The sequence below is a fragment of the Pseudomonas sp. LB3P93 genome, assembly GCF_054898025.1.
Genome location: NZ_CM142713.1, coordinates 3,517,048 through 3,529,265 on the forward strand (window position 1 = coordinate 3,517,048; position 12,218 = coordinate 3,529,265).

The window sequence follows — 12,218 nt, forward strand, 5'->3', positions numbered from 1 at the left end:
GTGTAGGAGCAAGGCTTGCCCGCGAAGGGGCCGCCTCGGTCTAGATGGACAACCGCAACGCCAAAGCCGCCAACGTCACCAACAAAACCGGCAACGTCAACACAATCCCGACCTTGAAGTAATACCCCCAGCCAATCTGAATATTCTTGCGTTGCAACACATGCAACCACAACAACGTCGCCAGGCTACCAATCGGGGTAATTTTCGGCCCCAGATCGCTGCCAATAACGTTGGCATAAATCATCGCCTCCTTCACTGCCCCTGTGGCCTGGCTTGCATCGATTGACAGCAAACCAATCAACACTGTCGGCATGTTGTTCATCATCGACGACAACAGCGCCGTCAGCACGCCCGTGCCCATGGCCGCGCCCCAAACGCCGTAATTCGCAAACCCGTCCAGCCACCCGGCCAGATACCCGGTAAGCCCGGCATTGCGCAGGCCATACACCACCAGATACATGCCCAGCGAGAAAATCACGATCTGCCACGGTGCTTCTTTAATCACCTTACGCGTGGAAATCTTATGGCCACGGGCGGCAATGACCAGCAGCAACGCCGCGCACACGGCCGAAATGGCGCTGATCGGAATGCCCAGCGGTTCAAGGGCAAAGCAGCCGAGCAGAAGAATCACCAGCACCACCCAACCGGCATAAAACGTGGTCTTGTCATGGATCGCGGTCGACGGATGCTCCAGTTGTTCGGGGTCGTAATCCTTGGGAATGTCACGACGGAAAAACCACATCAGCATCGCCAGCGTGGCGGCGACACTGACAAAGTTGACCGGAATCATGACCGCCGCATATCGGTTGAAGGTGATGTGGAAGAAGTCCGCCGAAACGATGTTCACCAGGTTCGACACCACCAGCGGCAGGCTTGCGGTGTCGGCGATGAAGCCAGCGCCCATCACGAACGCCAGGGTGGCGGCCGGAGAAAAGCGCAACGCCAACAGCATGGAAATCACGATGGGCGTAAGAATCAGCGCCGCACCGTCATTGGCGAACAACGCCGACACCAGCGCGCCGAGCAGCACCATATAAGCGAAAAGTTTACGTCCGCTGCCCCGCCCCCAACGGGCCACGTGCAAGGCAGCCCAGGCAAAGAACCCCGCCTCGTCCAGCAACAGGCTGATGATGATCAACGCCACGAAGGTGCCGGTGGCGTTCCAGATGATTTGCCACACAATCGGGATGTCACCCAGGTGCACCACCCCGAAAATCAGCGCCAGCACTGCGCCGAATACCGCACTCCAGCCAACACCCAGGCCTTTGGGTTGCCAGATCACCAAAGTGATGGTCAGTAGAAAAATCAGTGACGCGATGAGCATGCGGAGCAGCCTTCAAAGAAAAATCGGGGATTAGCAGCAGCGAACCGGGCGATCAGCCATTGTTTGCAAACGGTCGACATCAGCGGCCAGCCACTCAGCGTGATCGGCCAGTGCACCTTGCAACAGCGTGATGACCCACGGCGACAATTGCGGGTGCAGGCGATAAAAAACCCACTGGCCCTGACGCCGGTCTGCCAGCAGACCATTGCTGCGCAACTGCGCCAGATGACGGGAGATCTTTGGCTGGCTGAGGTCCAACCCGGCCGTCAGTTCACACACGCACAACTCGCCTTCGCGGGCGATCAACAGTGCGATACGACTGCGGGTGTCATCGGCCAGGGCCTTGAAAATATCGACGGGACTGCGGGAGCTGGACATGAGGGAACACGCCTCTGGACAAACGAGGCGTGAATATATGGAATTTCGAATATGCAGTAAAGCAAAGACTTAAAACACGGTCCGTGTAGCAGCTGCTACGGGGGATTTCCAGTCACTCTTTTTTGTGTTGCTCAACCCACTTCCCATAAGCATCGATAAACTTCTGCAAGAACGGCCTCACCGATTCGGACAATTTTCCCGCCTCATCAAACGCCGACCCGGCACCGTTCAGATAGGCCTCCGGTTGCTGCATGCACGGCACATCCAGAAACACCATGGACTGCCGCAAATGATGGTTGGCCCCGAAACCACCGACAGCGCCCGGCGAAACGCTGATCACCGCACCCGGTTTGCCGCTCCATGCACTCTTGCCATACGGGCGCGACCCCACGTCGATCGCATTCTTCATTGGCGCCGGCACCGAGCGATTGTATTCGGGGGTGACGAACAGCACTGCGTCGGATGAGCTCACTTGTTGTCGGAAAGTGCTGTAGGCTGCCGGCGGTGAAGCTCCATCGATGTCTTCGTTGTAGAGCGGCAGATCGCCGATTTCGACGATAGTGAGCTTGAGATTGGCAGGCGCCAGGTCGGCCAGGGCCAGCGCAACCTTGCGGTTGATCGATTCCTTTCTCAAGCTGCCGACCAGTACGGCGATCGTGTAGACGTTGCTCATGGAAGATTCTCGACTGTTCGATGGAAAGACTTGTAGTTATAGATGACGAATCACCCAGAGGGCTGTTGAATTCGCCGCCCCTGACTATTTTTTTCCTGTAGGAAAACTTACCTCGCCCAAGCACGGTCTACAGAACCGCAAATTGAGTGATTTATCTCCAGAGGTTCTAAGCAGATGGCAGCAGTACTCGTCGGTCAGTTCCATGCAAGAGACGCGGAAGGCCGCGTTTATTCCGTGCATGAGTTCCAGGAATCCACCCCGTCGGCAGACGGCCTGGGCGGCACGGAGCCTGTCACCACCTACAAACTGGCCATTGGCGATCGCGTCCGCAAGCTCGATGACAACCAGTTTCTGCTGGTGCAATCGGACGTCACCATCGTGCGCGAACCCGACACCTATGTCGGCAGCCTGCCGGAAACCAACGTCGCCTCATAACCCCGCGTTATGAGCAGAAGTCATATGCGCGCACTTGAGTTAGGATTCAGTCACTGACTCCCTCACCTGCTGAACATGGACTTCACGCATGCGTTTACGTCATATCGAAGTGATCCACGCGCTCCTGCAGACCGGTCACCTGGGCACCGCCGCCGAATGGCTGCAGTTGCCGGTGGCCGAGGTCGAAGGCATTTTGCGCGACGCCGAGGATCAGTTGGGATTCATGCTGTTTTCCAGCGTGCGTGGACGTTTGCAGGCAACACGCGAGGCGCGGGAGTTACAGGTTGAAATCGCCCACGTCTACGACGCGCTAGAGCCGGTCCAGCGACTGGCCAGCAGCCTCAAGCAATATCAGGCGCACCCGCTGCGCATCATCTGCACCCCGCCGTTGGCGCAACAGTTGTTGCCCCACAGCATCGCGGCCCTGCGCCGACGTCTTCCCGATGCGCCTTGCACCCTGCTGAGCCAGCCCACTCGCGAAATCGTCAGAAGCCTGTTGCTGCGTGAAAGCGATCTTGGACTGAGCCTGCATGATCCCGACCACGCCGACATTCATTGCCAAGTGATTGCCCAAGGCAAACTCCAGTTATTGGCGCCCCATGGCTGGCTGCAACCCAAACAGAAGTACATTTCGTTGCAGGATCTGGCCGGCCAATCGATGGTTGGCCTGGAAGGTCATGACCCATTGAGCCCCGCGCTCGACAACAAACTACATGCCTTGCGCCCTGCCCCGGTCATCCAGACCCGGGTGCAGACTCATCAGATGATGCGCAGCATGGTCGAGGCCGGTGAAGGCCTGGCGATCGTCGACCCGTTCACCGCCCTCGGTGCCAAGTCGAGCGGGCTGGATGCTTGCCCACTGGCGCCTGCGGTGCCGATCAGCCTGTATGCCCTGACCCTGAAGAACGGCGAGCCAGTGCCGGCCGTTCAGGTGCTGCTGGAGATCATCACGGAACAAGCCGCGGCGATGTTGTCGAGCTGAGCGGGTTTTCCAGCGAATTATCGAACAAGCGATACCAGAACAGCGCCACTTCGGCGGTGTTCGGGTCGATGCCGCGATAACGCAGATGATCGATCCCGCCAATCACGAAACCACAGCGCTCATACAGTCGACAGGCTCCCAGATTGTTGTTCTGGGTTTCGAGCATGATGCCCGGCAGCTTCTTCTTGCGACTCCAGAACTGCGCCACATCCAGCAACGCCTTGGCCACACCGTGCCGGCGCGCCGGCGCATGCACGGCCAACTCGTCGATATGAGCGAAGCCGTTCCAGTTGGTGCTGACCACCAGATGGCCGACGGGCTCGTCATCGAGATAGGCCATGAAAATCGCACTGTCGGCGGCATCGCGAAAGCTGCTGAACTCTTCGGGATCAATGCCGTAGCACTTTCGATAAGGGGTGATCGGCATTACCGGCCACTGCTCCACCGGTTTGCCGATTTCGGCTGCGCCATAGGCCGCGACTTCAAAACTGAAGTCGCTGCCCCAGATATAGGGCGCGAAACCCTCGTCGGCGACACGCACCGAGAGGCCTGGGTATTTGGGATTCATGATCGGTTGCATACTCGGAAAGGTCCTCATTCCTTGATGCAATCAACGGTGTAAAGCCGTCCATTGCCCTCGTCTTCGTTTTGCAGTCCGTGCACATCAGCGACAAACCCGGGGAAACTGCTGTCGAACGTGCGAGCAAACGACAGGTAATCGATGATCGACCGAGTCGACTCGGTAAACCGCTCGCCCGGCATGATCAACGGGATGCCTGGCGGATACGGCACCAGCATCACCGCGGCAATTCGCCCTTCCAGGGCATCGATCGACACCGCCTCCACTTCACCACGCACCAAATGATCATAGGCGTCAGCCGGTTTCATGGCGATTTCCGGCAGCACGGTGTACATGCGCTTGAGGTGTTTGGCCGTGGCATTGCTGCGATAACAGGTGTGCAATTGATCGCACAAATCCCGCAAACCCATGCCCTGATAACGCGCGACGTTCTGTTGCGCCACGCACGGCAGGCAGGTGGCCAGACTGACGTTGGCGTCGTAACTGCGCTTGAACTCCAGTAACTCGGTGAGCAGCGTGCTCCATTTGCCCTTGGTGATGCCCATCGAGAACAGCACCAGGAATGAATACAGTCCGGTCTTCTCGACCACCAGCCCGCGCTCCCACAGGAACTTGCTGACCACTGCCGCCGGAATCCCGCGCTCGCTCAGAGCGCCGCCCGCGGTCAGGCCGGGCATGACCAGGGTGACCTTGATCGGATCGAGCAACACGTAATCGTCGGTAACACCACCAAAGCCGTGCCAGTCGGCATCGGGTTGCAGCAGCCAGTCTTCGGTGACAACACGGTCGATGCCTTCCACCGAAGGCGGCTGCCAGATGGAAAACCACCAGTCATCCGCCGCGATGTGCTGACGCAGATTGGCCAGGGCCCGGCGAAAGCTCAGCGCCTCGTCGAACATTTCCTGCAGCAGCGAACGCCCGGCCGGGCCTTCCATCATCGCCGATGCCACATCCAGCGAGGCGATGATGCTGTACTGCGGCGACGTCGAGATATGCATCATGAACGCTTCGTTGAAGCGGTCGCGGTCCAATTGCCGTGCACCGCCGTCCTGGACATGAATCATCGAAGCCTGGCTGAACGCGGCCAACAGTTTGTGTGTGGAATGCGTGGTGAACACCAGCGGGCTGTCTTCAGTACGGGACGTGCCCATGCCGTAACGGCCGGCGAAAAACTCGTGGAACGCCGCGTAGGCATACCAGGCCTCATCGAAATGCAGGACCTCGACGCTGTTGCCCAGGCTCTGCTTGATCAGCTCGGCGTTGTAGCAGAGTCCGTCGTAGGTCGAATTGGTCACCACGGCCAACTTGACCTTGGGCTCACGGCCCTTCGTCAGCGGGCTGGCGTCGATTTTCGCCTTGATCGATTCTCGGCTGAATTCGCTCAGCGGGATCGGGCCGATGATTCCCAGTTCATTACGCTCCGGGCACAGGTACAGCGGAATCGCGCCAGTCATGATGATCGAGTGCAGCACCGACTTGTGGCAGTTGCGGTCCACCAGCACCAGGTCGTCGCGAGCGACCATCGAATGCCAGACGATTTTGTTGGCGGTCGAGGTGCCATTGATCACGAAAAAGGTGTGATCGGCGCCGAAATTACGCGCCGCCCTGGCTTCCGCCTCGGCCAGCGGGCCTGTGTGATCGAGCAAGGAGCCCAATTCCGGTACCGAGACCGACAGGTCCGAACGCAGGGTGTTCTCCCCAAAAAACTGGTGAAAGGCCTGCCCCACCGGGCTCTTGTGATAGGCCACACCGCCGCCGTGACCGGGCGTGTGCCAGGAATAGTTGGAATCGGCCGTGTGTTGCACCAGCGCCTTGAAAAAGGGCGGGAGCAAACCATCAAGGTATTTGCGGGCCGCCCGGGCCACTTGCCGAGCCAGGAAGGGCACAGTGTCTTCGAACAGATAGAGAATGCCGCGCAGCTGATTGAGCTCGGCCATGGCGTCGGCCGGAGCGTTTTCCAGCGTGACTTGTTCGCCCAGCGCGAAGATCGGCAAGTCCGGCGCACGCACCCGCGCCAGGCCGATCAGCTCAGCCATATTGTGTAACAAATGAGAGTGCGCGCTGGCGTCTTCAGCGGCAATCAACATGCAGGAGAGGCCGTGATGGGTCGAAGCAACCAGACGCCCTTCGGTGTAATCCACCGCCGAAACAATGCTGAAGCCTTCCTGCTCCAGCTCCCGGGCGATGCCCCGCACGCGGTCACCGGCGACGGTGTCGGCCTTGATGTCGCGATGGACGATCAACACCGGGAATTTCAAATCTTTATACATGAGGCTCAGTGTCCTGAGGCTGCAGACCTTGGCCTGCCAATCACCTCAGGGTAGAGGGTTCAAGCGCATGTGGCGAGCGTCGATGCCCCGAAGCGGGTCAATGAGTGCACCATCATGTGGCCATCTACTCCAACATGCAGCAGGACTATTTGTGGCGAGGGAGCTTGCTCCCGTTCGGCTGCGAAGCAGTCGTCAATCCTGCGAACTCTGTGCTTCTGAAGGAATGCGGGGGCCGCTTCGCAGCCCAACGGGAGCAAGCTCCCTCGCCACAGAATGTCTCAACGCCTCAACATCTGACAGATCAGGCCTGCGCCTTGGCCTCGACCAGTTGCTGCCACAGCGACGGGGCGCCGGCGGACTTGGCGATGGCTTCCAGACGCGCCACGTGCCGGGCCAGGTCGTCTTCGCTGGCGGGAATGATTCGGGTTGGCTGGCGATCGGCCGGCAAGCGGCGGATTTCGGTGGCAGAGTTGTCTGCGCCTTCGCCGGAACCGTTACCGTCGGAGGCATTACCGGCCAAAGACAGGCTGGTCTGGCCGCCGGTCATGGTCAGGTAAACGTCAGCGAGGATCTCGGAGTCGAGCAAGGCGCCGTGGAGTTCACGGCCCGAGTTGTCGACGCCATAACGTTTGCACAACGCATCGAGGCTGTTGCGCTGCCCCGGGTGACGTTCCCGGGCCATCATCAGGGTGTCGAGGATCGAGCAGTGCTGCGTGATGTCCGCACGATCGTGCTGGCCCATCAAGGCGAATTCGTTGTTGATGAAGCCAACGTCGAACGCCGCGTTATGGATGATCAGCTGCGCGCCCTTGATGAATTCGAAAAACTCATCGGCCACTTCAGTGAAACGCGGTTTGCCCACCAGGAATTCGTTGGTGATGCCGTGAACGCCGATGGCGCCTTCGTCACTCTCGCGATCCGGTTGCAGGTAAACGTGGAAATGCCGGCCGGTCAGGCGCCGACCGATCAACTCGACACAACCGATTTCGATAATCCGGTGGCCGTCGGTCACCGGCATGCCGGTGGTTTCGGTATCGAGTACAACGGATCTGGTGGCCATCAGTGCTCAGCTCTCAACGGGTCAATCGTGCAAAAGCGGCGATGTTAACACGCTCGCGGGATCCGGCGCGCGCACAGCCAGGTGACCGGCGCTCATGCAGTTTTTAACAATCATTAGCAATGTTCATAAAGTCTGGAACACAACGGATTGTTAGCGTGCGCGGCTTGTTTCCAAGGGATTGAGTCCGCCATGAAGACCGCACGATTTCTATTATTGAGTATTAGCCTGTGGGGCACGGGAGCCCAGGCCACCAGCTTCGTGATCAGCACTGACGTGACTTTGAGTCTGACGCTGAGCTCGAGCAAAGGCACCAGCGGGTCATTCAGCGACGACAAGATTGTGCTGGCGGCGAAGGATGATGCGGCGGCGTTTGTGGCGAGCGAGGGAACGATACACGGGGCGCGAATCGAGGCGGCGTTTTTGCGGATTCGCGGTGCTGTAGCCGAGGAGTACTCAGATCAACAATTAGCCACCGCTATTTTGATGCTGTGAACCCGTCACATGATCGTTCCCACGCTCTGCGTGGGAATGCCTCAAGGGACGCTCCGCGTTCCAACTAGGACGCAGAGCGTCCCGGGCTGCATTCCCACGCAGAGCATGGGAACGATCAGAGTGAGGCTCAGGCCTGCTTGTACCCGCGCACTTCATCCACGCCACGGTTGGCCAGTTGGTCGGCCCGTTCGTTGCCGTGGTGGCCGATGTGCCCGCGCACCCATTTCCAGGTGACGTTGTGGCGGTTGACCTGCTCATCCAGCAGCTTCCACAAATCAGCGTTTTTGACCGGTTCCTTGGCCGCCGTTTTCCAGCCGCGTTTCTTCCAGTTGTCCATCCATTCGTTGATGCCTTTCATCACGTACTGGGAGTCGGTCACCAGCAGCACGTCACAGGAGCGCTTGAGTTCTTCCAGGCCGCGGATCGCGCCCATCAGCTCCATGCGGTTGTTGGTGGTATTGGCTTCGCCGCCCCACAGTTCCTTTTCCACGCCTTTGCACACCAGCAATGCGCCCCAGCCGCCAGGGCCAGGGTTGCCTTTGCAGGCGCCGTCGGTGAAGAGTTCTACGCTATCGCTCATGCCAATCTATCCAGAAAATGCGGTGGCTCGCCGATCAGTGACCGACGATGCCCGAGGCCGGGGCAAACCCGGCCGGGAAATAAAGAGTGTATTACGGCTCGATGTTGCGACGGTTGACCTTGGCCATCGGCAATGGAATCAACTTGCCCATTGGTTCGCGCCGTTCCTGGCGGACTGGCCGCAAGCCCACCACGATCTTGCGCGCAACCAATAAATAGAAGCCGCCACCCGACAGTTGCCAGTCACCGGCCTTGCGTTCCCAACCGGCCAGACGAGCCTGCCAGGCAGGTGATGCAAGCGGCGGACGATAGCACCCGAAGCGGCGTTTCTCCAGCGCGAAGCCCAGCAGGTTGAGCCAGTCGCCGACCCGCGACGGCGAGATGCAGCGAGCCTTGCGCAAGCCGTCATGGGCGAACACATGGCGCAAGCCCCAGCTGCTCCAGGGATTGATTCCGATGATCAGCAGATGCCCGCCGGGCCGCACGCTGCTCGCGGCTTCACGCAGCAAACCGTGGGGCGACAGGCAGAAATCCAGACCGTGCTGCATCACCACCACATCAGCGGCATGCTCGCTCAACGGCCAAGCCTGCTCTTCGCAGACGATCTCGACACCCGGCAACGGCGCACCGAGCCGCACATTGCGCTGAACTTGGGGTGCCGACGGTGGCGTCTGGGCCGACGGACCGTAATGCACCAGGTAGCCACCGAAGAAGCGGCCCAGCTCGTCTTCGAGCATGCGTCGTTCTTCGTCCAGCAAAAATTGCCCGATCGGGCCGGACAGCCATTCACGGGCTGCGCTGATCAATGCCAGCCAGTCAGGATCGGCCTGAGCGAACGCTTTATCAGTCATTGCATTCTCCAACGCGCCAGGAAGTTCTAAGATGCGCCATTGTTTTCCGCTTGGCGAATCCGACGATGATACAGATCAGTGCCCTGCCCGCCTTCACCGACAACTACATCTGGTTGTTACAAGACCACCGCACCCAGCGCTGCGCCGTGGTCGATCCGGGTGATGCCGCGCCCGTGCAAGCCTGGCTGGCAGCACATCCGGGTTGGGTATTGAGCGATATCTTGGTCACTCATCACCATCATGATCATGTCGGCGGCGTCGAGCAGCTGAAAAAAGCGACGGACGCGAAAGTCTACGGCCCGGCCAGCGAATCCATCCCGGCACGGGACGTGGCGCTCAAAGATAACGACCGCGTCAGCGTGCTGGGCTGGGAGTTCGATGTCTTCGCCGTGCCCGGACACACCTTGGGACATATTGCCTATTACCATCACGGCCTGCTGTTCTGCGGCGACACCCTCTTTGCCGCGGGTTGCGGGCGTTTGTTCGAAGGCACGCCTGAGCAAATGCACACCTCGCTGAGCCGCCTCGCTGCGCTGCCTGAAGATACGCTGGTCTACTGCACCCACGAATACACCCTGAGCAACCTGAAGTTTGCCGCAGCGGTCGAACCGGGCAATCCGGACACCACCGCACGTCTGGAAAAAGTCACCGCGCAACGTGCAGCCGGAATCATGACGCTGCCCTCTACTTTGGCGCTTGAGAAGCTGACTAACCCGTTTTTGCGTGTCGACGAAACATCCGTTAAAGAAAAAGTGGACGAACGGAATGGAACCCAAAACCGGGCTCCGAGTGCGGTCTTTGCTGCTCTTCGGGCTTGGAAAGATAAGTTCTAAGTAGCCAGCCCGTTGGTACAAAAATTCTGAATGGTTGACCGCAAGGGGTGCGCTTTCTAGAATCGCCCGACATTTTTGCCCGGAACATACTTCCAGCCAATGTCGTCATCTATTCGTAAAGCCATCAATTCAGACGCATTGACCCGCTTGGCTCAAGCCATAGCGGTGGCTGTGTCCGCCACTCTGGCGGGCTGTTCCAGCCATGTGCCGCAGACCGAAGCGACACACACTCCGAATATCGCCGCTCGTGCCAAGCAAAAACCTATCTGGCTCAGCGAAAAACCGACTCCGCAAATTCCACAAGATGTCTGGGAGCGCATGCGCCAAGGCTTCCAGTTGCAGGACAGCCTGGGCGTCAACCCGCGCATCGAGCAACAGCGCCTATGGTTCGCCAGTAACCCATCCTTCCTCGAAAACGCCGGCGAACGCGGCAGCCTCTACATTCATTACATTGTCGAACGTCTTGAAGAACGCAACATGCCGCTGGAACTGGCGCTGTTGCCGGTGATTGAAAGCGCCTACAACCCGATGGCCTATTCCCGGGCCAACGCGGTTGGCTTGTGGCAATTCATCCCCTCCACCGGGCGTTACTTCAACCTGCGTCAGACCCGTTTTTATGATGGCCGTCGCGACATCACCGCCTCGACCACCGCAGCCATGGATTACCTGACCCGCCTGCACGACATGTTCAACGGTGACTGGTTGCTGGCCCTGGCGGCCTACAACGCGGGTGAAGGCACGGTCAGCCGCGCCATCGAGCGCAACGAAAAGCTTGGCCTGCCAACCGATTACTGGAACCTGCCGCTACCCGCCGAAACCCAAGCCTACGTGCCCAAGTTGCTGGCCTTGTCCCAGGTCGTGCTGGCCCCCGAAGCGTATGGCGTCAACCTCAACCCGATCGCCAACGAACCGTACTTCCAGGTCGTCGAAATCAACCAGCGCATGGACCTGTCCAAGGTTGCCGCGGTGGCCAACATCGACGAAGACGAGCTGTTCCAGCTCAACCCGGCCTTCAAACAGCGCACCACCATCGACGGCCCCCAGCATTTGCTGGTGCCAACGTCCAAGGCGCAACTGCTGACAGCCAGCCTCTCGACCATGCGTCCTGAAGAGTTGATCAGCAAGAAGTCGCTCAAGCCGGTCTTCGAAGGTGCTGATGAATCCGAAATCGCCAGCCTCAAACGTGCCTACCGCGTAAAACGCGGCGACAACCTCGCCGCTATCGCCAAGGCCAACAAGGTCGATGTCAAGGACCTGCAGCGCTGGAACAAGATGACCGGCAAGAACCTCAAGGTCGGCCAGACTCTGGTGATGCAAGACACCAACAAGCGCAGCAGCAGCGGTCGCGTCAACACCGTCGTGGCGGCGAACAGCAAGACAAACAGCAAAGCCGCCAAGGAAAAGCCGCAGACCCAATACAAGGTCCAGCAAGGCGATTCGCTGTACATGGTTGCCAAACGTTTTAATGTCGAGATGCAGCACCTCAAGCGCTGGAACCCGCGTGTTGGTCAGGCGCTCAAGCCTGGGCAGATGTTGACGGTTTCTTCCCCGCGCTAAAAATGAGCCCCTGATTCCAGGGGTTTTTTTTTGCCTGCGATTTGAGGTCAGCAGAAATCGGGGGTCCGCAAGATTCCCTGTGGCGAGGGAGCTTGCTCCCGCTCGGCTGCGGAGCAGTCGCAAACCATGAACATGTGGCGTGTCAGAAATTATAGAGATGTCAGGTATTGGGGCCGCTGCGCAGCCCAGCGGGAGCAAGCTCCC

At 59.2% G+C, this 12,218-nt stretch carries 13 protein-coding genes; 5 read left to right on the forward strand and 8 right to left on the reverse strand.

Annotated elements, in window-relative coordinates; translation table 11 throughout:
- Positions 1–40: 40 nt before the first annotated feature.
- The 3 genes from ACYZT8_RS15775 to ACYZT8_RS15785 all read right to left on the reverse strand — a co-directional run bounded on the left by ACYZT8_RS15775 (position 41) and on the right by ACYZT8_RS15785 (position 2,375).
- On the reverse strand, positions 41–1,324 hold the full coding sequence (locus tag ACYZT8_RS15775) for an arsenic transporter (RefSeq protein ID WP_461974003.1): 1,284 nt from the start codon (positions 1,322–1,324) through the stop codon (positions 41–43).
- Between the two features lie 30 nt (positions 1,325–1,354).
- Positions 1,355–1,702, reverse strand: coding sequence for a metalloregulator ArsR/SmtB family transcription factor (locus tag ACYZT8_RS15780; RefSeq protein WP_461974005.1), 348 nt, complete (start codon positions 1,700–1,702; stop codon positions 1,355–1,357).
- Positions 1,703–1,814: 112 nt separating this feature from the next.
- A complete protein-coding gene (locus tag ACYZT8_RS15785; protein WP_461974007.1) occupies positions 1,815–2,375 on the reverse strand; it encodes an NADPH-dependent FMN reductase in 561 nt (186 codons plus the stop codon).
- Between the two features lie 174 nt (positions 2,376–2,549).
- Between ACYZT8_RS15785 and ACYZT8_RS15790 the strand changes: the two genes are divergently transcribed.
- A complete protein-coding gene (locus ACYZT8_RS15790; protein WP_461974009.1) occupies positions 2,550–2,810 on the forward strand; it encodes a hypothetical protein in 261 nt (86 codons plus the stop codon).
- An 88-nt stretch (positions 2,811–2,898) separates the two neighbouring features.
- Positions 2,899–3,792 carry a LysR family transcriptional regulator gene (locus tag ACYZT8_RS15795; protein WP_461974010.1) on the forward strand — a complete coding sequence of 298 codons (894 nt, stop codon included), beginning with the start codon at positions 2,899–2,901 and terminating at the stop codon, positions 3,790–3,792.
- Here ACYZT8_RS15795 and ACYZT8_RS15800 read toward each other — a convergent pair.
- From ACYZT8_RS15800 to dnaQ, 3 genes are all read right to left on the reverse strand, one after another.
- Positions 3,758–4,372: a GNAT family N-acetyltransferase gene (locus tag ACYZT8_RS15800; RefSeq protein ID WP_461974012.1), complete on the reverse strand. Its 615-nt coding sequence runs from the start codon at positions 4,370–4,372 to the stop codon at positions 3,758–3,760. The two genes, ACYZT8_RS15795 and ACYZT8_RS15800, sit on opposite strands and share 35 nt — an antisense overlap.
- A gap of 14 nt (positions 4,373–4,386) precedes the next feature.
- A complete protein-coding gene (locus ACYZT8_RS15805) occupies positions 4,387–6,642 on the reverse strand; it encodes an Orn/Lys/Arg family decarboxylase (protein WP_461974014.1) in 2,256 nt (751 codons plus the stop codon).
- Positions 6,643–6,943: 301 nt separating this feature from the next.
- Positions 6,944–7,702 carry a DNA polymerase III subunit epsilon gene (gene dnaQ, locus ACYZT8_RS15810; protein WP_010459800.1) on the reverse strand — a complete coding sequence of 253 codons (759 nt, stop codon included), beginning with the start codon at positions 7,700–7,702 and terminating at the stop codon, positions 6,944–6,946.
- Positions 7,703–7,891: 189 nt separating this feature from the next.
- Between dnaQ and ACYZT8_RS15815 the strand changes: the two genes are divergently transcribed.
- Positions 7,892–8,194 (forward strand): DUF2388 domain-containing protein, encoded by a 303-nt coding sequence (locus tag ACYZT8_RS15815; protein ID WP_461974016.1) that lies wholly within the window; start codon positions 7,892–7,894, stop codon positions 8,192–8,194.
- A 127-nt stretch (positions 8,195–8,321) separates the two neighbouring features.
- Here the strand turns inward: ACYZT8_RS15815 and rnhA are convergent, their stop codons facing one another.
- Both rnhA and ACYZT8_RS15825 read right to left on the reverse strand, forming a co-directional pair.
- Positions 8,322–8,774 (reverse strand): ribonuclease HI, encoded by a 453-nt coding sequence (gene rnhA, locus ACYZT8_RS15820; RefSeq protein WP_008028618.1) that lies wholly within the window; start codon positions 8,772–8,774, stop codon positions 8,322–8,324.
- Between the two features lie 91 nt (positions 8,775–8,865).
- Positions 8,866–9,624 carry a class I SAM-dependent methyltransferase gene (locus tag ACYZT8_RS15825; protein WP_131062911.1) on the reverse strand — a complete coding sequence of 253 codons (759 nt, stop codon included), beginning with the start codon at positions 9,622–9,624 and terminating at the stop codon, positions 8,866–8,868.
- A 65-nt stretch (positions 9,625–9,689) separates the two neighbouring features.
- On the opposite strand from ACYZT8_RS15825, the gene gloB reads away from it, so the two are divergent.
- Both gloB and ACYZT8_RS15835 read left to right on the forward strand, forming a co-directional pair.
- Positions 9,690–10,457: a hydroxyacylglutathione hydrolase gene (gene gloB / locus ACYZT8_RS15830; RefSeq protein ID WP_461974018.1), complete on the forward strand. Its 768-nt coding sequence runs from the start codon at positions 9,690–9,692 to the stop codon at positions 10,455–10,457.
- A 99-nt stretch (positions 10,458–10,556) separates the two neighbouring features.
- Positions 10,557–12,014 (forward strand): transglycosylase SLT domain-containing protein, encoded by a 1,458-nt coding sequence (locus ACYZT8_RS15835; protein WP_461974020.1) that lies wholly within the window; start codon positions 10,557–10,559, stop codon positions 12,012–12,014.
- The last annotated feature ends 204 nt before the right edge of the window (positions 12,015–12,218 follow it).